The organism is Amnibacterium kyonggiense (genome assembly GCF_004364555.1).
Classification (GTDB): Bacteria; Actinomycetota; Actinomycetes; order Actinomycetales; family Microbacteriaceae; genus Amnibacterium; species Amnibacterium kyonggiense.
The window spans coordinates 347,462-364,957 of sequence record NZ_SOAM01000003.1; the positions used below are offsets into that span (position 1 = coordinate 347,462).

Here is a 17,496-nt window from a genome sequence, read left to right on the forward strand (position 1 = left end):
TGACCAGATCAGCCCGCGGTTGCCCCTGCTGCGGACTTCCTGCGGACTCCAACCCCTTCGCAGGCCGGGAGCATGCTGTGCTGCGGTCCGAGTTCGATCAGCATCCGCTGTGGCAGCGGATCAACCAGATCCACAGCCTCGTCGACGACGTGCGCAACCAGGAGCAGCCCACGGATCTCCCAGCCATCGAGCGCATCGAGCTCTACGTCAGACGGGTCGAGGGCTATCGGCGGATCGCTGGCGAGGCGACCTTCTTCACGAATTCGATGCTTGAGTCGGCGAATAGCGCTCTGGCTGATGCCGTCAACGGGCTGACGAACCGCCTCACCTACGGGGCTACCGGCGGCTACATAGAGGCCGCTGCCATCGCAGCAGAGAACGTGCTGAACGTGCTCGGGCCCTGGCCTCGGCCGACGCCGAAGGCCTTCGCCGAATCGACCAGTGCTCTCTTCGAGGAGCTGCTCGAGACTCAGCGTCGCAACATCGACGCGCTGACAGATCGGCACGCAGGGCTACTTGCGCAGGTCGACGAGATCTCGGCCGTTGCTCAGGCGCGCCACGACTCGGAGCAGAGTCAGCTCGACGTCTTGGTCGCGGAGGCTCGCGACGTCGCTGCGACTGTCGACAACGAGAAGGCTCGAATCGACAAGATCGCTCAGAGCGGGTCGGAGATGGTCGAGAGCGTTCGAGCTTCCAGCAAGGAGGCCTACGAGACCTGGCTCAAGGAGCAGGCGGCACGATTCAAGGCCGACTTTGAACCTCTGTCCAAGGAGATCTCGCAGTCGCTCGAGACCGCGCGAACCAAGCTCGAGCAACTCAAGCAGACGGAGGAGCAGTACGCGAACCTCGCTGCAGTTGCAGCCGGCCAAACCCTCGCGAACCACTTCCAGGACGAGGCGAAGTTCAACCGCTGGGCGGGCTTCATCGCGTACAGCCTTGGATTCTTGTTCCTCGTCGGCGCTGCTGTCCCGCTCGTCTATCTGCTCTTCGATCCCAGTCTCGATCGGAGCGGCACTATCGAATGGGGCCGGATCGTTGTGCGGGCCGTTCTCGCGGTCGTCGCGGGCTCGGCGGCCACTGTCGTGATCCGTCTCGGTGCCCGGCTGCTCGGCGACGCGGGCCAGTCGAAGCGAATGGAGCTCGAGCTCCGGGCCTTTGATCCGTTCATGTCGAGCATGACCGATCGCGACGCCGTCGACGCAGCGCGCGTCGACCTCGTCGACCGCACCTTTGGGCGGTCGGCCGGCACGACAGCGGCAGAAGAGAAGGGAGAGGTGCTTCCTGTCGGCACCTTCACTCAGATCATCGCGGCCGTGGCAAAGCTCCTCGGACGATGATCGAGCGTCACCTGCGCTGGTCGGCGATCCAGTGGTCGAGGTCCTCGACGCGGTACTTCACGAGGCGCCCGTACTTCACGGCGGGCGGCCCCTTGCGGTCGACCCGCCAGTCGCGGAGCGTCGCGGGCGCCACCCCCAGTCGCTCAGCAGCCGCTCTCGTGCCGAGCAGGCTCTGAACGGGCGCCGGCGCAGGACTCGCTGCCAGCTGTAGCTCCTCGAGCGCGGCTCGGATCTCCTCGCGGACGATGCGGCGGACGATCTCCTCGAAGGTGCTCACCGACGCATGGTCTCGGACTACGGTGCGACGGTGTCTACCCAGCACATCGGCGCCGCGGGCGAGCTACTCGTCCAGTACCGGCTTCTCAAGCTCGAGATCGACAGCGCCCGCCTGACCACCGACTCCGGCGTCGACCTCGTCGTCTACGCCCCGGGGAACGGAACCGCGACGACGGTGCAGGTGAAGACCGTCCGGGAACCGACCCCAGCCGGTGGCCGCGGTGCTCCCGCCATCGGGTGGACCTTCCCCCACGCGTCGCCTGCGCAGATGCTCGCGGTCGTGTTGCTCTCCACTGACATGGTCTGGCTGTTCACGATGGACGAGGCCCGCCTACTGGCCCAGCAGCACAGTGAGAAGGGCGCACGGCGGCTCTACTGGTACGTCGGGGCGGAGAAGCCTGCCGGCGTCCGCGTAGGGCTTCATCAGGCCGAGGTCGAGCGGTACCGCCTCGAGCGTCGCGCCCCGCACCTCTTCCCGGCCGGTCCGGGGCCTGTTGAGAACATCGGCGCGTGAAGCCGCGGGCGCTCTACGCTCCCGCCGTGGACGAGCTGGCCGAGGTGATCCCGAACTGCCCCAGGTGTCTCCACCGCCGCGAACTCGTCGGGGAGCCGGACGACCTCTACTGGTTGTGCGACTGCGGCGTCACACCTGCGACGTAGCCTCCGCGGCGTGGACGAGGACGAGACCGCACTCGAGTGGGGCGGGGTGCGCATCGACCTCGCGCACGTCGACCCATCGACTCGGGAGCCGATGATCCGCGAAGCCCGCGCTTGGATGGCGCAGGGGCAGCGGCCGCCGATCCTCACGATCACCGACGACGGCCTCGACGTGTCAGAGCGCCCTGACCTGTGGCCGCTGCGAGTGCGGACATATCGAGGGCTCGGACGGTACGAGTGGGTCGGGACCCGGCAGACGCCTGCCAAACCGCCGACTTCTGCGTAACGACAAGCCAGTTCCTGGCGATTGTCAGTACTACCCGATGCCATCGACGATGCGTGGGCGGTCGTCAGCAGCTGTCAAGTTGCCCCGGTTCGCCGGCCGACACGTCCTATAGGGCCGCGATCCACGGATGCGCTGCCCGAGTCGATCTTGTCGACAGGACCTCTGGCCACGTTGCGCGGGCGGGCTGAGACGATTGGTCGAGGCTCTCCCCGTCGGCACCTTCACGCAGATCCTCGGAGCGGTCACGAAGCTACTGGGAAGCTAGAGCGTCATGGACCAACCGCCGGAACACGCCGTCGACGTCCTCGGACTCACTGAGATCCTCGGCGTTTCAAAGGACACGATCTACTCGATGGCGCGCTCGGGAGAGATTCCCTCGATACGCCTCGGCCGCCTCTGGCGCTTCTATCCGACCCAGGTCCGCGAGCACCTAGAGGCCGAGGCAGCGGCGCGGCGCTCAGACCTATGGGCTCGCCCGTCGCGGAGCAAGGTGGCTCGCGCTCAGGACAAACGCCTGCGGCACTGAAGACCGACGCAAGAGCAGCTCTCCCTCACCGCGGCCCTGGTTCGATCTCGTCCGGGTCCGCGTGAGGGCTCGCGTACCGCTCCCCAAGCTCGTCAGCCAGCTGCTCCGTCAGCCGGCGCCCATCGGGCAGGTAGATCTCCTCCTCATCGAGGTCGACCTCCACGACGGTGAAGTCCCGAGGTATCGGATCGCCAAGCCGCCACTCGCGCTCTTCTGCCTCGTCCGAGAAGTGGAGCTCGATCACTGCGTCGTCCGGGAGGTCCGCAACGAGCCGCACGACCTCCTCCACCAACGCCGGCAGCTCCTCCCGCGTCGCAGCGAAGGTGTGTGCACCTGGCAGGTCGACGACGTCCGCGATCCACACGTCGCCCTCCTCACGGACGACCACGCGATAGCTGGGGACGCTCATGCCGTGACCGTACAAGCCGCGCTAGACGACGGACGGCGCCCCGAGAAGACCGATGATCCGATCCGCCTCGTCGTTCGGGACCTCGATAACGAACCGCGACCGCTGCGCCCCCGCCGTGACCTTCACAGTCGCGTCGAGAAGTCCGGCAAGGAGCTCCGCGACGTCGGCGAGGGGCACGCCTGCGGCCGGGACCGCTGAGCGCCTTGCTGCAGTCTCGGCGTCCTTCGACGTCATTCCGGCCAGGATCTCGTCCGCGAGCTCGTCCTGCGCCTGCTGGTGCCCGTTCAGCCGCAACAGAGCGCGACCGTGCGCGGCAGTCATGCGGCCGGCGGCGATGTGGTCCTTCAGGTGGTCGGGTAGCTCGAGCAGCCGGATCGTGTTCGACACCCGCGGCCGTGAGACGCCGAGCCCGTCCGCGAGAGCCTCGTGCGTGACCTCGAGCATTCCCAGGGCGTCGACGTAGGCGCGAGCCTGCGCGATCGGGTCGAGGTCCTCCCGGTGGAGGTTCTCGAGGAGCCGGTCGATCACGGCCTGCTGACCGTCGATGTCGCGAACAAGCATCGGGACCGTCACGACGCCGGCAGCGCGAGCCGCCGCGAGCCGACGACCGCCCGAGACCAGGGTCAGGCCGGCCCGGGTGTGCCGTCCGACCAGCGGCACGACGACGCCGTTGGCCGATACGGACCGCACGAGCTCGTCTCCGGGATCCCGAAGATCGCCGCTGCTCCGAATGGCGTCGACGGCGACCTCGACTAGGCGCATAGTGGGCGCGTCGTCCGCACCGCCGAGGAAGACGGCGAGGCCCTGCTCGACGGACTCGACGCCGCGGATCCCTGCCGCGATGGATGCGCAGTCGCTGCACAGCGCCGCGAGGTCCATCGTCGGTCGCTCCCAGGTGTGCACCACCTTCCCGCGGACGGGGTGCGCGCCACATACGGGGTTCAGCGCGCCGGTATCGCGCTGCGAGACGACGTGCATGAGCGCATCCGAGCGGAGGCCGGCGCGAGCGAGCAGGAACCGCGTCGAGGACGTCGCCGCGCTCATGCCGCCACCGCCAGGTCCCGCCGCAGCGCCTCGAGCACGTGAGATGCCCACGCCGGCTCGGACTGGTCGTCAGGACGCCACATGCCGCGTCCGCACGAGCAGAGGATGTGCGTCGTCCCGTCAGGGCAGAAGTGGCCCTCGACGACGTCGTGCTCGATGCGGAGCAGCTCACCGCGCTGGACGAGACGCGTCTGAATGTCGATCGCCTGCGCGTAGGTCGCGACGTCGGTAGTGGTCATATCTGAACACTAAGCATGGTTTAGTAGACACTAAACCCCGTATCTTGGGGCCGTGGGGGACATCGACCGGGCTCTAAACCGACTGCAGAAAGCAGCGGAGAAGGTCGACCGCGCCTCCACCACGCTCGACGACGCCCGGCGCGAGCGTGACGACGCACTGCGCGCAGCTCGGGACGTGAAGGCGTCGTACGTACAAATGCAGGAGGCGTCCGGCCTGTCGGCGGTCACCGTCGCGAAGGTGCTGCGGACTCGTTAGCCGTTCCGCGCGAAGCGAATGGACGAGGCTGAGGCGCGGATCCGCGCGGCGTGGAAGGCCGCCGCAGACCGAGACCGAGCGCGTCCTGCTGAGACCGTCCCCATAGCACCTCGGACACCTCGTCGATCAGGCGCGACGTCCGAGCAGCGGGTGGAGTTTCAGGCCGACGCGACAGACCCGCGCCACGGCACTGAGAACGGCTACCGAGCCCTCGGCTGCCGGTGTGATCGCTGCAGAGCCGCGGCGACAGAGGGCATGCGCCGCTACCGCGCCGCCAGAAATGACGAGGGCTGAGGTCCCATGGATCTGTCGTTCACGTGGAAGGAATGGGACGAGGGCGCCGTCGGCCCCGAGGCAGTTGCAGCTCAAGCCGAGGCCTTCCTCAGGGCCGGCGATCTCTGCCTGCAAGACCGCGACAACGGCGAGCGATCAGTCCCCATGGTGATTCCCGCGGTCGTGAACTGGTGCCTCAGCATCGAGCTCTACCTCAAGGCGCTGATCTTTAACGACGGGCGGCGTGCCGGCCAGATCCACCGCCTCGACCGACTCTTCGAGCTCCTCGCTGCCGCTGACCGTGAAGCAATCGAGCAGGCATGGACGCCGTTAGTCGCAACCCTGTCGCTTCCGGGGTTGCTGCGCGAGGTTGGCGGCTACTTCGTCGACGTCCGCTACGACTACGAGGTCGCCGAGCGGGCTTACTCAGAAGGCGCCATCCGACTCGCCCTCACCGCGATCACCGCCGCGGTGAAGGAAACGATCTGGCGAGACGGCCCGCTCCCTTGACCGCAGCAAGAGGACAGCGCCTCGCTCCATCACCGATCGTAAGCGCGCACCGGCGAGAGCGTGCAGTCAGGATGCGCGTCGGTTGAATCCGAACGCAGAGACAGGCACCTCGTTCTTCTTCTGCTCCCGCTCGATGTCATCGGCGTGCACGGTCTCAACCAGGTTTCGCAAGATCCAGATGAGGCGCAGCGATCCGTGCGCGAGGAACACGATCCCGAGTTCAAAGAACCACGGAGCGAGCCACGACAGCTCGTTTGAGGTGGCGAGAACCGCGGCCACGCCGCTGCAGGCGGCTGCCCAGAATCCGGCCGTTGCAGTCGAGGTCCAGGTCCTCTTCAAGCTTGCGCCTGCATCGATCCGGAACTTCCGGAACCGCGGACTGTCGGACTGCAGGCCGTAGATGATCACCACGCCAGAGAAGCCTCCGACGATCGCTGCTGGCCCGAGCAGCGCTAGGTAGATCGGAGAAGCGACAGCGACGTCCGTTGCTGCTAGGGAAGTCCAGATGGCGCCCATGCCCCACAGCTGGGCAACGGTTGCGTGTGCGGCAACGAGAACGAGGAGCACGATCTCGACCCGGCCAGGGTGGTCTTGCACCCCCGCGATGACTGACTTCACCAGGGGCCTCCTTCTAGTCGAGCCGCTTCAGGAAGGTCTTGGTCGCCTCGGTGATCGCCGACACAGCCGCGGACGGCGTTGGAGCTTCGTCCTCGGACGCTCCGACCTCCGAGGTGACGGTGACCCTGTCCCGGAAGAAGTCGATGTGGTCCCGAACGAGCTTGCCGTGTTCGTCCTCGTTGACCACCGTCGCCTTCGCTTTCTGGAGCGGGATCCCAGACTTGAGCAGCGCCTGCACCTGCTTCGCGAGGTTCTCCGAGCCTGCCTCCGAGGGCGTGGCCCGCCCGAAGCTCAGCGAGAGCTCGACGGAAACGCCTCCTCCTGCGATCTCCTGGGCTTCAGCCAGCGCGCCAGCGAGGTCACCACCCACCGGCGCCTTCGTGCCGAACGTGTTGGGGTCGATCTTGAGCTCAACCTTGGACGCCCCGCGCGCCTTGGCGAGACGCTCGAGCTGGTCCTTTCGCACGTAGGGTCGGAGGACCACCGAACCACCTTGCGGCAACTTGGGGCAAACACTCGTCAACCATGCCTCGAGCGCTGAGAACGTGGCGCCCCCAGAGGACCGGAGCAGCCCGACATAGTTCGTCCCGGGCACCGGCAAGAGGTAGGCATACTCGATGATGGCGCTGACCACTGACGAGTCGATCGCACCCGTGACTCCACTGGCGTCCGTCGCATGCGGCCAGTCCGCCTTCGGCCGATGCTTCCCCACGTAGAGGTACTTCCGTGCCGGCGACAGAGCCTCCGCCGCCTCACCATCGATGCGTCGACCGAAGATCTCGGCGGACCGGCTGGCGGGCTGCAGCGTCGAGACGTGGTCATGCAGCGCATCCCAGAACCCGACCTGGATGGGCGACACCTTGCCCTTGGCGTCGAGGACGACCGGCTCCATGAAGTAGATGGTCCGCTTGGGTCCTGACATCGGCTCATGCTGGCAGATCCGTGCGCGCCGTCGGGGCCGAGGCCCCTGGATCCAAGGGGAGCCACTGAGCGGACAGCGACACTCATCGTGGGACGACAGCCTGACCTCACTGCGCTTCCTGTCGACCGAGCTCGCACCTACGGCCGATGTCGGCGCAGGGCCTCGCTAGACCTGCGCCGGACGCGTCATCACTCGTCACAGCGTCCGGCGCAGGGGTGCGCTCACTCGTTCTCGATGTCGAGCTCGCCCATCTCAATCTCGAGCTGGCGCCGCGCTCGCTTCTCCTGGAGTTCCTTCGCGGTGTGCACGATGTTCCGATCGCGCGCCCCGAAGAGCTGCGGGTTCGCCTTTCGCGCCTCCGCCTCGGTGATCTCCGTCACCCCGGGCCGCATGAATTTGCGACCTCGGACCTCGTCGTGGAGGACGTTCTCGAAGTGGTCGTGGTCGACGGAGTGGACGTGTCCGATCTCGTTGCGGACGTAGTGCACATCAGCCATGGGTGCCTCCTCAGGCAGGTCAGAGCGTGTCGATCCAGGGCGGTGTGCTGCCCTGGCTCGTGGAGCGGATGCGGGACTTCAGCGGCCGCAGCAGCGCCACGACGATGTCCGAGGGAGCGCGGAACTCGAACTCGGCGCCATGCCAGCTGAACGCCGCCACGCTGGCGTCGTCGGCGATCGAGACGTCCATGAGGGCGTCCTCGTCGCCGCGGAAGTTGGCCGGGTCAGCCGCGTACCGCGTGACGGCGACGATCGCGAGGTTCCGGGCGTGGTTCAGCTCAAGGAGCTCAGCGACGATCGACCGCGCCCGCTCGAGCAGCTCCGCCTCCCGCGCTGAGTTGTCGGCGATCGCTCGAGGGACGATGTTCTCGACCAGGCGCGCGTATCGAGCCTCGGCGTGCTGCTGCTTGGCCCGCGCCGCCTTCGCGTCGGCGCCCTTCCGGCGCAGTCGCGCCCACACCGACTGCCGACGGGCCGCGTCGACGTCGTCGATCGAGACCGAGTCGTCGCCGTCCGCGACAGCCGCTTCGAGCTCAGCGAGGCGCCGATCGGCTTCGACGATCTCCTCGTCAGCAGCGCGCAGGATCTCCGCCGGCCGCTCCCGCACGGGCGCATCGACGGTGGCTCGAGGCTTGCTCACGCGCCCACTGCCGGCGAGCTGGCCACGGCAGCCTGGCCGCCGAAGAGCTTCGGGGACTCGGCCTGCGCGTCCGCCGCGGTGATCTCCTCCCCGCCGGCAGCGAGGGCCGCAGCGAGGTCGGCCGTGCCGATCGAGTGGACAGCGCCGCCCCTGTTGCGGATGTAGCGGACATCCGCAACGGCGTCAGCCTCGCTGATTGACTCCCACTCCCCGCCGTTCTCGGCCCGCTCCTCGACCGGCAGCAGTTGCTCCGTCTGCCGCAGACGCTTCGTGATCCGACTCCGGTAGTGCCTCACCGGTGCTCCCTTCCCTCGATGTGCACGGCCGCGGCCTGCGCGGTCGTGATCTGCTCCCACGCGTCGCCGAGCAGGCCCGCCTCGGCGACGAGGACCGAGCGGGTCGCGAGGGTCTCCCGGTTCCGGACCCAGACCCGCTCGGTGTCGCTCATGAGCCGCTCCGCGGGCGACGGCGATCCGTAGCACCAGGCTCGATGACCCAGGTGCGGCCGATCCGCTGCGCCGGCAGGCGACCGGCGCGGACCAGCGCACGCACGTGCTGCTCGCTGCATCTCATCCGCATCGCGGCCTCCTTCGTCGACTCCCCCACCCTCCCGAAGGCACCGCTCGGACCTTTCGCATCCGAAACAGCCCGTGTCGGAGCAGCCTCCGCCGCGGCCCCTCCGGCTCGCAGGAAGTCCAGGAGCAGCGGCGGCCACACTCCGCTCACCTGGTGCTTCATCCGGGTCAGGCGCGAGACCTCGACGACGAGACGCGCCCACGCCTCGGAATCGCCCGACACCGTTCCGCGGTCTTGAATGAACCGATCGCTCATGCCCGCAGGTGACCAGTCACCACCGCCGCAGCGCGCGCGGGTGCGCGCGTGATACGGCACGCCACCGACATCACCGCGACAGCTCGTCCGGGTCGGGATCAGCGGCGAGCATCCGCTCCGCCTCGACCATCGGATCGCCCGCCGCCAGGCCGTCAGAGTCGGGGGCCTCGCTCTCGGGTTTGAGAGCAACAAGCACTTCACGGATCGAACCCGGGCGGCGACGCTCGAGCGCCCGCAGCGACGCCGCGAGCCGCGCTAGCTGCGCGTCGTCGGCCGCTTCTGGCCGTCTCACTGCTCAGTCCGCTTCAAGGGAACGCCCCGCTGCCGCTTCTGGAGCACGTACCGCTGGAACGGGAAGCCCGTCGACTCGAGGATCAACGGCGACGCAAGACCCCGCTCGACGAGGCTCCGCGCCATCGCATCGGTATCGAGCCGAGGGTGTGGCGCCCGCATCGTGGCCTTCGATCGCTGCTTGCTCACGGTGCCTCCTCAGATCCGTCGTGGTCGATCACGACGAGCTCGTGCAAGCCGCTGCATTCCGGCCCAAAGCCGAACGTCCGGTACTCCGCGAGCAGGGTGAATGCCCACCGCAGCCGCTCCACGAGCACCACCCGCAACGGCCGGCAGGCGACGACGATCGCGACCTGACCACCGCCGGACACCACCGCTCCCGGCCAGACGCAGCGAGCAAAGCCCGCCGCGATTCGATGGCGCCGGCCGCAGCGTTGCTCGGACACAAACCGGAGCGGGAGCTGCAGCACTGGCCCGACGTTCGTTCCGCGCGAAACGGAGGTGCTCATCCGACCGTCGGCGTTCACGGCCGCGCCTCGACTCGAGATCCGACCGAAGGCGATCGCTGTCCGGTGCGGCCCGCGCCGCGCGGGCCTAGAGCTTCAGGATGTGGATCTCGTCTAGAGGTTCTCCTACCGGTTCTATCTAGGCAGTCCCGCTGTGGCACTACTTCGGTCCCGCTGTGGCACCACGGGTAGTGCCACAGCGGGACCGGGGTGGTCCCACAGCGGGACGGATCGCCGCCCTCGCGCCCAGTCGGGGGTAGTGCCACGGTGGCACTACCCCCAATGGTCAGGACGCGGTCCCCTCGGCGAAATCGGCCTCCGAGAACACCCACTCCTCCTCCGCGTCCTCGGTCAGCCACTTCCCGTCCGCCCCGAACTCCTGCCGCACGACGCGGCCACCCGGTCGCGGCACTGACCGATCGTTGTAGAGCGGCAAGCAATACCGGTTCGACAGCAACCGCCCCTGCGGCGTCATCCACGTCTCGATCTCGATGAGGTGCTTGCCCTCGAGCTTCCGAATCGACCGGAAGACGGTGCTGCGCCCAAGACGCGTCTGCCGCTCGAGGGTCCCCGCACTCGGCCACGCCCGCAGCTCTTTCTCGTTGAAGTGCTCGGCGATCATGAAGAGCACGAACGCCTCCGCCGTGGTCAGCTCTCCGTTCCACGTCTTCGCCCACTCGACCGCCTTCCAGCTCATCCGCCCGCTCCCGCCCGATACCCGAAGCCGGCATCACGAGGCGGCCCCCGTTCTCTGCTCCTCAAATCGCTCCGCCAACGCCGCGGCCGCGATGACCGCGTGGGCCCATCTGCGCGCTTCCCCCGGCGTCACAGCCCCCTTGTGTGTGTGCAACTCGAGATCCACGCCCCAGGCCCCGTCACATCGGGGCCCCTGCCGCTGGACGTCGATCCCGAGTTGCGGTGGCAGGTCCACGAGCAGATCGAAGACGGGCGGCCCCGCCTCGAGCTCGCTCTCATCCCAGTCGTGCTCAGCGAAGTCGAAGCGCTGCCCACCCACCACGATTGAGCCGACCGCGACACTCATCAGGCGTTCCCGCTCACGCGCAGGAGGAGCAGCGCCGGCACCGCGTCCTCGGCGCCCTCAGGCGGCACCGACCCGACGAGTCGGTACCGGTGCCCGACTCTCCAGAGGTCCTCGGAGCCTCGGTACCCCCAGATGATCGATTCCCCGACCGACGCCGACATGACCTCGGCCGGCACCGCCTCGACCTGCCTCTCCTTGGCGGCGTCGCGGGCGATGAACACGATCTCCTCCCCGACCGGCGTGCGTAGGAGCCGGATCGCATTGGCGACGGGTTCATCGGCGAAGACGAAGCGGACGATGCCGCCCGAGGTCCTGACGTCGCGGGCGAAAGCAAGAGCGGCCTGCCAGCGGAGATCAGCAGCACGCTCGAGGGTGTCGCGGAGCCGATGCTCTGGCGCTGAGACGGTGTCAACGCGTGCGTGTACGTTCATGAGGTCGTTGCTCTTCCTGATCGTTGGGTTGCGGACACCGCCCCGCCGGAGTTGCTGCTCCTGCGGGGCACTTCTGTTCTCGGCCGTCGCGACCGATGTCACGACGCATCTCGGCTGAACTGCTCGGCGACCCAGCGCTCGATGTCCTCGCGGCGGTAGAAGATCCGCCCCGAGATGAGAGCTGACTTCGGGCCGGTCTGCTGATGCCGAAGCCACCTGAGCTGAGCGGGGCTACGGCGCAGGAGCGCGGCCGCCTCCGTCAGCGTCAGGAGGTTGATCTCGTCCATAGGTCCTCCTGTTGCAGTGCTGCACCCCGTTGTGGGGACAGCATGACCGTATGGCTTCCGCCAATTGCTGTCAACGCAATACAGTGCGATTCATGCAAGTCCACGAAGAGGGGCCAGATGTCGACGGGAGCTTCGGCTCCGCCGTCCAGGCTGTTCGCACGCAGCGCGGCTTGAGTCAGCGTGCGTTCGCCGAAGCACTAGGCGGCCACGGCCTCTCAGTCGACGCGTCCGCTATTTCCAGAATCGAGAACGGCACTCGAGCCGTTCGCCTCTCGGAGGCGGTCGCGATCGCGAAGGTGCTCGAGGTACAGCTCGACTTCCTCCTGTCGGGCGCCGCAACTGAGCGCGCCTTCGACGCGGCGGGCAGGCAATACCTCCACGCCGAGCGCGACCTCACACGTTCTGCATGGCTGTACACGGACGCTCAACTGCGGCTCGCTGCTGCCGGAGATCTGGAAGCACTGGGCCAGCAACCCCTGTGGGAACCGGAGACCCCGCACTCACGGGTTCGCGACCTCGAATACCACGAGACGCTCGAACGAATGCAGACCTCGCCCGTGCGGGTGGTCCGGAGCGTCCTCGAGGCAGCGCTTCCGAGTGTGCTCGCAGGACGGGGAATGCTCCTGACCCAGGCCCTCGCCGAGGACTGGCAACGCGACGCCTACTACACGGCCGCTGACGAAAGCGGCTAACTCCTCCCGGACTCGAGGCTCTCTTCCGCCGGCCCCCGTGACGAGAGCGACCGCGCGGGATCGAACACGACCGTCCGACACACGATGGACGAGGAAGTTGCAGATGGCGAGCATTCAGAAGCGCCCGAACGGTAGCTGGCGCGCCCGCTACCGCGACGCCGCCGGCAGGGAGCACGCCACTCACCGGGCGACGAAGCGCGAGGCGCAGCGGTGGCTCGACGAGCAGACCGCCTCCATCGTCTCTGGCACCTACGTCGACCCGCGCGCCGGCGGCGTCACGCTCCGCGCGTACTACGCCGACTGGGGCGCCCGGCAGCTCTGGGAGACGAACACGCGCCAGGCGATGGAGCTCGCGCTCCGACAATGCCCCTTCGCCGATCAGCCGATCAAGACCGTGAAGCGGTCCGACGTCGAGCTTTGGGTGAAAGCGCTCACCGTGGCGGGCCTCGCTCCGCTGACCGTGCACCAGCGGGTCGACAACATCCGCCGGATCCTTCGCTCCGCCGTCCGGGACAGGATCATCGCCGCCGACCCCACCGCTGGGGTCGTGTTGCCACGCAAGCGCCGCCGCGAGGCACGGATGACCATCCCGTCCACCGAGGACGTTGGCGCGCTCTACGCGGCCGCGGAGGACTGGTTCAAGCCCTTCGTGGCGCTCTGTGCGTTCGCCGGGCTGCGCTTCGGCGAGGCTAACGGCGTCCAGCTCGGCGACGTCGACTTCCTCCGCCGCACGCTCGACGTCCGCCGACAGGTTCAGCGCATCGCCCCACACCCGCTGGAGATCCGAGGGCCGAAGTACGGCTCGGAGCGCACCGTGCACCTCGCGGACGGGCTGCTCCAGATCCTCAGCGGGCACATCGAGACGGTCGGCGTCTACGGAACGGACCGCTGGCTCCTTGTCGGCCGCGAGGACGGTCCTGCGTGGCCACGCAGCCTGCAGTACGCGTGGGACAAGACCGCCCGCGCCGCGGGGCTCGGGACGGGGAACGCGAAGTCCGGCACGACGGACGTGACCCCACATCAGCTGCGTCACTTCTACGCCTCCGGTCTCATCGCCGCCGGATGCGACGTCGTGACCGTTCAGCGCGCCCTCGGCCACGCGTCCGCGGACATCACGCTGCGCGTCTACGCGCACCTCTGGCCGGACGGGAACGACCGGACGAGGAAGGCCGCTGACGACCTCCTGCGAACCTCACTCGCCGTTCCCGCGGACCGTGTGCGGACCGGACTGGTCGCGACCACCGCGTGACCCGCGCCGATTGGCGGATCTCGGCGCTCGGCGGGGAGTTGATCCAGATCTCCTCGACCGCCGGGTCGTCAAGCAGCGGCTGCAGCTGCCCGAACCCCGTCAGGTCGGCGACGATCTGCCGCTCGGCGCGGCGCTCGTCCGCGATGAGCGGCGCGTCGGAGGCGAAGGCGTGCTCGGCGTAGCGCCGCAGCTCCTCCTGCACCGCCTCCTCCGGCGCGCCGACGAGCGTCCCGCGCCGCGCCCTCGTGCGCACCGAGTCGGCGATCACGCGCACCGGATCGGTCATGCGCGCCAGTGTGCCGAGGCGCCGGGATCGGCGTCGCCCGTTCTCCACAGGACCTCCATGGAGGATGGTCCTGGCGACGTCGCTCGTCACGGATACACTGAGCCCGCTTCCGGCGGGAGTGGTGGAACTGGCAGACACGCAGGATTTAGGTTCCTGTGCTTCGGCGTGAGGGTTCGAGTCCCTCTTCCCGCACTGCCGGGACGGTGGTGGAGGGACACGGATGATGACGACCGTCAACGCCCTCTTCCCGTTCCTCGACCAGAACGCCCTCGCGGCGGCCGGGCCGGTCGGACTGCTCATCGTCTGCGCCGTGATCTTCGCGGAGACGGGCCTGCTGGTGGGGTTCGTGTTCCCCGGGGACACGCTGCTGCTCATCACCGGCATCAGCGCGGAGCAGGGCCTCGGGATCAGCATCTGGATCGCGGCCCCGGCGATCGCCGTCGCGGCGTTCCTCGGCGGCGAGCTCGGCTACTACATCGGCAAGAAGACCGGGCCGCGGATCTTCGAGCGGAAGGACTCCGGGTTCTTCAGCCGGGCGCAGGTGACGCGGACCAACGCGTTCTTCGAGAAGTACGGCCCGCTCGCGGTGATCCTCGCCCGGTTCGTGCCGATCGTCCGCACCCTCGCCCCGATCGCGGCGGGTGTCGGCCGCATGAACTACAAGCGGTACAGCCTCTTCAACGCGATCGGCGCACTCGCCTGGGGCTTCGGCATCACCTTCGTCGGCTACCTGATCGGCTTCATCCCGCCGGTGCGCGACTTCGTGCAGCACAACATCGAGTTCATCCTGCTCGCGGCCGTCGTCCTCACGCTGATCCCGACGCTCTACCACGTCTGGAAGAACCACCGCGAGGCGAAGAAGACCTCCGGCGAGAGCGTCTCGACCGACTGACCCGCGGGATCCCGGGCGCTTCCCGACGACTCGGGCGGGCGATCGCGCCCGTCCCGTCGCATCCCGCCCGCGATCGGCGGAGGACGGCGGTCAGAGCGCCGCGATCGCCTCCGCGAGTTCGCGGAACGCCGTGCCGCGATGGCTCAGCGCGTTCTTCTCATCCGCCGACAGCTCGGCCGCGGTGCGGCCGCCGCCGTCCGCCGGCACGAAGAGCGGGTCGTAGCCGAAACCGCCCTCGCCGCGCTCGGATCGCAGGATCTCGCCCTCCCAGACCGCCTCGCGGACGACCTCGCGGTCGCCGTCGACGTACACGGCCGCGCACACGAACCGCGCGGACCGGTCGGCCGCGTCGCCGAGCGATTCGAGGAGGAGCGCCCGGTTGTCCTCGTCGCGCCCGGTCCCGGCGTAGCGGGCGGAGTGGATGCCCGGCGCCCCGTCGAGCGCGTCGACCGCGATCCCGGAGTCGTCCGCGATGGCCGGCAGCCCCGTCTCGGAGAACGCCGCGTGCGCCTTGATCAGCGCGTTGCCGACGAACGAGTCGGCGTCCTCGACCGGCGACGGACCCTCGTTCCGAAGGAACTCGACGCCGGGCAGCAGCGGACCGAGGATCGCGGCCAGCTCGACGACCTTGTGGGCGTTGCCGGTCCCGAGAACGATCCGCCGCGGTGCCGCCGTCACGCGGTCGCCTCGAGCGCCGCCCGCTGCAGCGCGGCGAGCCGTTCGGTGCCGGCGAGCGCCAGGTCGAGGAGGCGGTCCAGCTCGCTCCGGTCGAACGGCGCGCCCTCGGCGGTCCCCTGCACCTCGACGAACAGGCCGCGACCCGTCGCGACGACGTTCATGTCCGTCTCGGCGCGCACGTCCTCCGTGTATGCCAGATCGAGCATGGGTTCGCCGTCGATGATGCCGACGGACACCGCGGCGACGGAGTCGAGCAGCGGCACGGCCTTCTGCCCGATGAAGCGCTTGTCCCGACCCCACTCGATCGCGTCGTGGAGTGCGACGTAGGCGCCCGTGATCGCGGCCGTGCGGGTGCCGCCGTCCGCCTGCAGCACGTCGCAGTCGATGACGAGCGTGTTCTCGCCGAGCGCCTTCGTGTCGACGACGGCGCGGAGGGAGCGCCCGATCAGGCGGCTGATCTCGTGGGTCCTGCCGCCGATCCGACCCTTCACGCTCTCGCGGTCCATGCGGTCGTTCGTCGAGCGCGGCAGCATCGCGTACTCGGCCGTGACCCAGCCGCGTCCCTTGCCCTGGAGCCAGCGCGGGACGCCGTTCGTGAACGACGCCGTGCAGAGCACGCGGGTGCCGCCGAAGGAGATGAGCGCGCTGCCCTCCGCCTGCGTGCTCCACCCGCGCTCGATCGTCACGGGTCGCAGGTCGTCGGCGGCGCGGCCGTCGCGGCGTTCGGTCATCTCGGGTCTCCTGTCGTCGGGAGGGCTGTCGGCGGAAGCGTGATCGCCCCGGTCTGCACGAGGTCGACGCTCGCGACCTCCGGACCGAGGAACCGCCGGGCGAGGCGGAGGAACGCGCCCTCGCTCCCGCCGGTGGCCTCGAAGCGGTGCACGGGCGGGGCGGATGCGGTGCGGAGCAGGTCGTGCTGCACGAGCTCGCGGTAGACGTCCGCGGCGGTCTCCTCGGCGGAGGAGACGAGTGCGACCTCGGGGCCCATCACGAGCCGGATCGCGGCGGAGAGCAGCGGGTAGTGGGTGCAGCCGAGCAGCAGGGTGTCCACGTCCGCCGCTCGGATCGGCGCGAGGTACTCCTCCGCGGCGGCGAACAGCTCGGGCCCCGTCGTGACGCCGGCTTCGACGAACTCGACGAACCGCGGGCAGGCCGCCTGGACGACGGTGATGTCCGGGTCCGCGACGAAGGCGTCGACGTAGGCGTGCGATCGGACGGTGCCCTCGGTGCCGATCACGCCGATGCGCTTCGTCGTGGTGCGCCGCGTCGCCGCGCGGACCGCGGGCAGCACGACCTCGACGACGGGGATCCCGGCGCCGAGCGTGAACCGCTCGCGGGCGTCGCGGAACATCGCGGCGGAGGCCGTGTTGCACGCGATCACGAGGAGCTTGACGCCCTGCGCGACGAGGTCGTCCATCACCGCCAGGGCGTAGGCGCGCACCTCGGCGAGCGGCTTCGGCCCGTACGGCGAGTGGGCGGTGTCGCCGACGTAGAGCACCGACTCGTTCGGCAGCTGGTCGATGATCGCCCGGGCCACGGTGAGCCCGCCGACGCCCGAGTCGAAGACCCCGATCGGCGCGTCCGTCACGGCCGGACAGCCTATGGCCTCCGCCTCTACGGCCCGTCAGCGGGCCGGCGGGCTACTCGGCGTCGCGGCGGCGCACCGAGACCGTCACGAGCGCGACGGCGAAGGAGACGAGCACGACGGCGACGACGGCTGCGGGGACGAGGTCGAACGCCTCCACGGCGCGGACGGGGGCGAGGAGCGCGGTGCTGAGGAGCGCGGTGACGTCCTGGGTGAGGACCATCGAAGGGGGACCT

The 17,496-nt window shown here is 68.9% G+C and carries 31 protein-coding genes and 1 tRNA gene; 10 read left to right on the forward strand and 22 right to left on the reverse strand.

Features of this window, described 5'->3' with window-relative positions:
* Positions 1-77 precede the first annotated feature (77 nt).
* A complete protein-coding gene (locus CLV52_RS14870) occupies positions 78-1,337 on the forward strand; it encodes a hypothetical protein (RefSeq protein WP_133767139.1) in 1,260 nt (419 codons plus the stop codon).
* 7 nt (positions 1,338-1,344) lie between these two features.
* On the opposite strand, the gene CLV52_RS18965 is transcribed toward CLV52_RS14870, so the two are convergent.
* Positions 1,345-1,614: a helix-turn-helix domain-containing protein gene (locus CLV52_RS18965; protein ID WP_246018167.1), complete on the reverse strand. Its 270-nt coding sequence runs from the start codon at positions 1,612-1,614 to the stop codon at positions 1,345-1,347.
* A gap of 30 nt (positions 1,615-1,644) precedes the next feature.
* On the opposite strand from CLV52_RS18965, the gene CLV52_RS14880 reads away from it, so the two are divergent.
* The 3 genes from CLV52_RS14880 to CLV52_RS19155 all read left to right on the forward strand — a co-directional run bounded on the left by CLV52_RS14880 (position 1,645) and on the right by CLV52_RS19155 (position 3,082).
* Positions 1,645-2,127 (forward strand): hypothetical protein, encoded by a 483-nt coding sequence (locus CLV52_RS14880; RefSeq protein WP_133767140.1) that lies wholly within the window; start codon positions 1,645-1,647, stop codon positions 2,125-2,127.
* Between the two features lie 156 nt (positions 2,128-2,283).
* Positions 2,284-2,556, forward strand: a complete 273-nt coding sequence (locus tag CLV52_RS14885; RefSeq protein ID WP_133767141.1) for a hypothetical protein — start codon at positions 2,284-2,286, stop codon at positions 2,554-2,556.
* Between the two features lie 271 nt (positions 2,557-2,827).
* Entirely contained in the window at positions 2,828-3,082 is a 255-nt protein-coding gene (locus tag CLV52_RS19155; RefSeq protein WP_133767142.1) for a helix-turn-helix domain-containing protein, read from the forward strand.
* Between the two features lie 25 nt (positions 3,083-3,107).
* Here the strand turns inward: CLV52_RS19155 and CLV52_RS14895 are convergent, their stop codons facing one another.
* From CLV52_RS14895 to CLV52_RS14905, 3 genes are all read right to left on the reverse strand, one after another.
* Positions 3,108-3,446 (reverse strand): type II toxin-antitoxin system HicB family antitoxin, encoded by a 339-nt coding sequence (locus CLV52_RS14895; protein ID WP_133767143.1) that lies wholly within the window; start codon positions 3,444-3,446, stop codon positions 3,108-3,110.
* 66 nt (positions 3,447-3,512) lie between these two features.
* Positions 3,513-4,535 carry a ParB/RepB/Spo0J family partition protein gene (locus CLV52_RS14900; protein ID WP_133767144.1) on the reverse strand — a complete coding sequence of 341 codons (1,023 nt, stop codon included), beginning with the start codon at positions 4,533-4,535 and terminating at the stop codon, positions 3,513-3,515.
* Positions 4,532-4,774 (reverse strand): hypothetical protein, encoded by a 243-nt coding sequence (locus CLV52_RS14905; RefSeq protein WP_133767145.1) that lies wholly within the window; start codon positions 4,772-4,774, stop codon positions 4,532-4,534. Before CLV52_RS14905 ends, CLV52_RS14900 begins: the two co-directional genes overlap by 4 nt.
* Before the next feature lie 52 nt (positions 4,775-4,826).
* On the opposite strand from CLV52_RS14905, the gene CLV52_RS14910 reads away from it, so the two are divergent.
* Positions 4,827-5,030, forward strand: a complete 204-nt coding sequence (locus CLV52_RS14910) for a hypothetical protein (RefSeq protein ID WP_133767146.1) — start codon at positions 4,827-4,829, stop codon at positions 5,028-5,030.
* A 300-nt stretch (positions 5,031-5,330) separates the two neighbouring features.
* A complete protein-coding gene (locus CLV52_RS14915) occupies positions 5,331-5,813 on the forward strand; it encodes a HEPN domain-containing protein (protein WP_133767147.1) in 483 nt (160 codons plus the stop codon).
* Positions 5,814-5,879: 66 nt separating this feature from the next.
* Here the strand turns inward: CLV52_RS14915 and CLV52_RS14920 are convergent, their stop codons facing one another.
* The 14 genes from CLV52_RS14920 to CLV52_RS14980 all read right to left on the reverse strand — a co-directional run bounded on the left by CLV52_RS14920 (position 5,880) and on the right by CLV52_RS14980 (position 11,878).
* Complete coding sequence (locus CLV52_RS14920) at positions 5,880-6,431, reverse strand: hypothetical protein (RefSeq protein WP_133767148.1); 552 nt, start codon at positions 6,429-6,431, stop codon at positions 5,880-5,882.
* Positions 6,432-6,444: 13 nt separating this feature from the next.
* Complete coding sequence (locus CLV52_RS14925) at positions 6,445-7,353, reverse strand: DUF6731 family protein (protein WP_133767149.1); 909 nt, start codon at positions 7,351-7,353, stop codon at positions 6,445-6,447.
* Positions 7,354-7,574: 221 nt separating this feature from the next.
* Entirely contained in the window at positions 7,575-7,850 is a 276-nt protein-coding gene (locus CLV52_RS14930) for a hypothetical protein (RefSeq protein WP_133767150.1), read from the reverse strand.
* Between the two features lie 19 nt (positions 7,851-7,869).
* Positions 7,870-8,490 (reverse strand): hypothetical protein, encoded by a 621-nt coding sequence (locus CLV52_RS14935; RefSeq protein ID WP_133767151.1) that lies wholly within the window; start codon positions 8,488-8,490, stop codon positions 7,870-7,872.
* Positions 8,487-8,786 carry a hypothetical protein gene (locus tag CLV52_RS14940; RefSeq protein WP_133767152.1) on the reverse strand — a complete coding sequence of 100 codons (300 nt, stop codon included), beginning with the start codon at positions 8,784-8,786 and terminating at the stop codon, positions 8,487-8,489. The genes CLV52_RS14935 and CLV52_RS14940 overlap by 4 nt, the downstream gene beginning before the upstream one ends.
* Positions 8,783-8,938 carry a hypothetical protein gene (locus CLV52_RS18505; protein ID WP_162850872.1) on the reverse strand — a complete coding sequence of 52 codons (156 nt, stop codon included), beginning with the start codon at positions 8,936-8,938 and terminating at the stop codon, positions 8,783-8,785. The genes CLV52_RS14940 and CLV52_RS18505 overlap by 4 nt, the downstream gene beginning before the upstream one ends.
* A complete protein-coding gene (locus CLV52_RS14945) occupies positions 8,935-9,321 on the reverse strand; it encodes a helix-turn-helix domain-containing protein (RefSeq protein ID WP_133767153.1) in 387 nt (128 codons plus the stop codon). The genes CLV52_RS18505 and CLV52_RS14945 overlap by 4 nt, the downstream gene beginning before the upstream one ends.
* Positions 9,322-9,391: 70 nt before the next feature.
* A complete protein-coding gene (locus CLV52_RS14950) occupies positions 9,392-9,613 on the reverse strand; it encodes a hypothetical protein (protein WP_133767154.1) in 222 nt (73 codons plus the stop codon).
* Positions 9,610-9,801, reverse strand: coding sequence for a hypothetical protein (locus tag CLV52_RS14955; RefSeq protein WP_133767155.1), 192 nt, complete (start codon positions 9,799-9,801; stop codon positions 9,610-9,612). Before CLV52_RS14955 ends, CLV52_RS14950 begins: the two co-directional genes overlap by 4 nt.
* A complete protein-coding gene (locus CLV52_RS14960) occupies positions 9,798-10,139 on the reverse strand; it encodes a hypothetical protein (protein ID WP_133767156.1) in 342 nt (113 codons plus the stop codon). Before CLV52_RS14960 ends, CLV52_RS14955 begins: the two co-directional genes overlap by 4 nt.
* Positions 10,140-10,404: 265 nt before the next feature.
* Positions 10,405-10,815 (reverse strand): helix-turn-helix domain-containing protein, encoded by a 411-nt coding sequence (locus tag CLV52_RS14965; protein WP_133767157.1) that lies wholly within the window; start codon positions 10,813-10,815, stop codon positions 10,405-10,407.
* 33 nt (positions 10,816-10,848) lie between these two features.
* Positions 10,849-11,160, reverse strand: a complete 312-nt coding sequence (locus tag CLV52_RS14970; protein WP_133767158.1) for a hypothetical protein — start codon at positions 11,158-11,160, stop codon at positions 10,849-10,851.
* Positions 11,160-11,693 (reverse strand): hypothetical protein, encoded by a 534-nt coding sequence (locus CLV52_RS14975; protein ID WP_133767159.1) that lies wholly within the window; start codon positions 11,691-11,693, stop codon positions 11,160-11,162. The genes CLV52_RS14970 and CLV52_RS14975 overlap by 1 nt, the downstream gene beginning before the upstream one ends.
* Complete coding sequence (locus tag CLV52_RS14980; RefSeq protein WP_133767160.1) at positions 11,690-11,878, reverse strand: helix-turn-helix transcriptional regulator; 189 nt, start codon at positions 11,876-11,878, stop codon at positions 11,690-11,692. The genes CLV52_RS14975 and CLV52_RS14980 overlap by 4 nt, the downstream gene beginning before the upstream one ends.
* 92 nt (positions 11,879-11,970) lie before the next feature.
* Here CLV52_RS14980 and CLV52_RS14985 point away from each other — a divergent pair, with 92 nt between their 5' ends.
* From CLV52_RS14985 to CLV52_RS15000, 4 genes are all read left to right on the forward strand, one after another.
* Positions 11,971-12,570: a helix-turn-helix domain-containing protein gene (locus tag CLV52_RS14985; RefSeq protein ID WP_162850873.1), complete on the forward strand. Its 600-nt coding sequence runs from the start codon at positions 11,971-11,973 to the stop codon at positions 12,568-12,570.
* Between the two features lie 103 nt (positions 12,571-12,673).
* Positions 12,674-13,819: a tyrosine-type recombinase/integrase gene (locus tag CLV52_RS14990; protein ID WP_133767162.1), complete on the forward strand. Its 1,146-nt coding sequence runs from the start codon at positions 12,674-12,676 to the stop codon at positions 13,817-13,819.
* A 398-nt stretch (positions 13,820-14,217) separates the two neighbouring features.
* A tRNA-Leu gene (locus CLV52_RS14995) sits at positions 14,218-14,297 on the forward strand.
* A gap of 31 nt (positions 14,298-14,328) precedes the next feature.
* On the forward strand, positions 14,329-14,997 hold the full coding sequence (locus CLV52_RS15000; RefSeq protein ID WP_133767163.1) for a DedA family protein: 669 nt from the start codon (positions 14,329-14,331) through the stop codon (positions 14,995-14,997).
* A gap of 90 nt (positions 14,998-15,087) precedes the next feature.
* On the opposite strand, the gene rdgB is transcribed toward CLV52_RS15000, so the two are convergent.
* Genes rdgB through CLV52_RS18970 form a run of 4 tightly spaced genes read right to left on the reverse strand, consistent with a single transcriptional unit; the run spans position 15,088 to position 17,483 of the window.
* On the reverse strand, positions 15,088-15,675 hold the full coding sequence (gene rdgB, locus CLV52_RS15005; protein ID WP_133767164.1) for an RdgB/HAM1 family non-canonical purine NTP pyrophosphatase: 588 nt from the start codon (positions 15,673-15,675) through the stop codon (positions 15,088-15,090).
* Positions 15,672-16,406, reverse strand: a complete 735-nt coding sequence (gene rph, locus CLV52_RS15010; RefSeq protein ID WP_133767165.1) for a ribonuclease PH — start codon at positions 16,404-16,406, stop codon at positions 15,672-15,674. Before rph ends, rdgB begins: the two co-directional genes overlap by 4 nt.
* Positions 16,403-17,263, reverse strand: coding sequence for a glutamate racemase (gene murI, locus CLV52_RS15015; protein ID WP_133767166.1), 861 nt, complete (start codon positions 17,261-17,263; stop codon positions 16,403-16,405). The genes rph and murI overlap by 4 nt, the downstream gene beginning before the upstream one ends.
* A 52-nt stretch (positions 17,264-17,315) precedes the next feature.
* Positions 17,316-17,483 (reverse strand): hypothetical protein, encoded by a 168-nt coding sequence (locus tag CLV52_RS18970; RefSeq protein WP_162850874.1) that lies wholly within the window; start codon positions 17,481-17,483, stop codon positions 17,316-17,318.
* Positions 17,484-17,496 lie beyond the last annotated feature (13 nt).

Bases quoted from the DNA above. Each gene is read 5' to 3' on its own strand.
- CLV52_RS14985 (WP_162850873.1), top strand. From the start codon at position 11,971: ATGCAAGTCCACGAAGAGGGGCCAGATGTCGACGGGAGCTTCGGCTCC.
- CLV52_RS14905 (WP_133767145.1), bottom strand. From the start codon at position 4,774: ATGACCACTACCGACGTCGCGACCTACGCGCAGGCGATCGACATTCAG.
- CLV52_RS14965 (WP_133767157.1), bottom strand. From the start codon at position 10,815: ATGAGCTGGAAGGCGGTCGAGTGGGCGAAGACGTGGAACGGAGAGCTG.
- CLV52_RS14990 (WP_133767162.1), top strand. From the start codon at position 12,674: ATGGCGAGCATTCAGAAGCGCCCGAACGGTAGCTGGCGCGCCCGCTAC.
- CLV52_RS14930 (WP_133767150.1), bottom strand. From the start codon at position 7,850: ATGGCTGATGTGCACTACGTCCGCAACGAGATCGGACACGTCCACTCC.
- rph (WP_133767165.1), bottom strand. From the start codon at position 16,406: ATGACCGAACGCCGCGACGGCCGCGCCGCCGACGACCTGCGACCCGTG.
- CLV52_RS18970 (WP_162850874.1), bottom strand. From the start codon at position 17,483: ATGGTCCTCACCCAGGACGTCACCGCGCTCCTCAGCACCGCGCTCCTC.
- CLV52_RS14900 (WP_133767144.1), bottom strand. From the start codon at position 4,535: ATGAGCGCGGCGACGTCCTCGACGCGGTTCCTGCTCGCTCGCGCCGGC.
- CLV52_RS14945 (WP_133767153.1), bottom strand. From the start codon at position 9,321: ATGAGCGATCGGTTCATTCAAGACCGCGGAACGGTGTCGGGCGATTCC.
- CLV52_RS18505 (WP_162850872.1), bottom strand. From the start codon at position 8,938: ATGAGCGACACCGAGCGGGTCTGGGTCCGGAACCGGGAGACCCTCGCG.
- CLV52_RS15000 (WP_133767163.1), top strand. From the start codon at position 14,329: ATGACGACCGTCAACGCCCTCTTCCCGTTCCTCGACCAGAACGCCCTC.
- CLV52_RS14925 (WP_133767149.1), bottom strand. From the start codon at position 7,353: ATGTCAGGACCCAAGCGGACCATCTACTTCATGGAGCCGGTCGTCCTC.
- CLV52_RS14915 (WP_133767147.1), top strand. From the start codon at position 5,331: ATGGATCTGTCGTTCACGTGGAAGGAATGGGACGAGGGCGCCGTCGGC.
- CLV52_RS14970 (WP_133767158.1), bottom strand. From the start codon at position 11,160: ATGAGTGTCGCGGTCGGCTCAATCGTGGTGGGTGGGCAGCGCTTCGAC.
- CLV52_RS19155 (WP_133767142.1), top strand. From the start codon at position 2,828: ATGGACCAACCGCCGGAACACGCCGTCGACGTCCTCGGACTCACTGAG.
- CLV52_RS14980 (WP_133767160.1), bottom strand. From the start codon at position 11,878: ATGGACGAGATCAACCTCCTGACGCTGACGGAGGCGGCCGCGCTCCTG.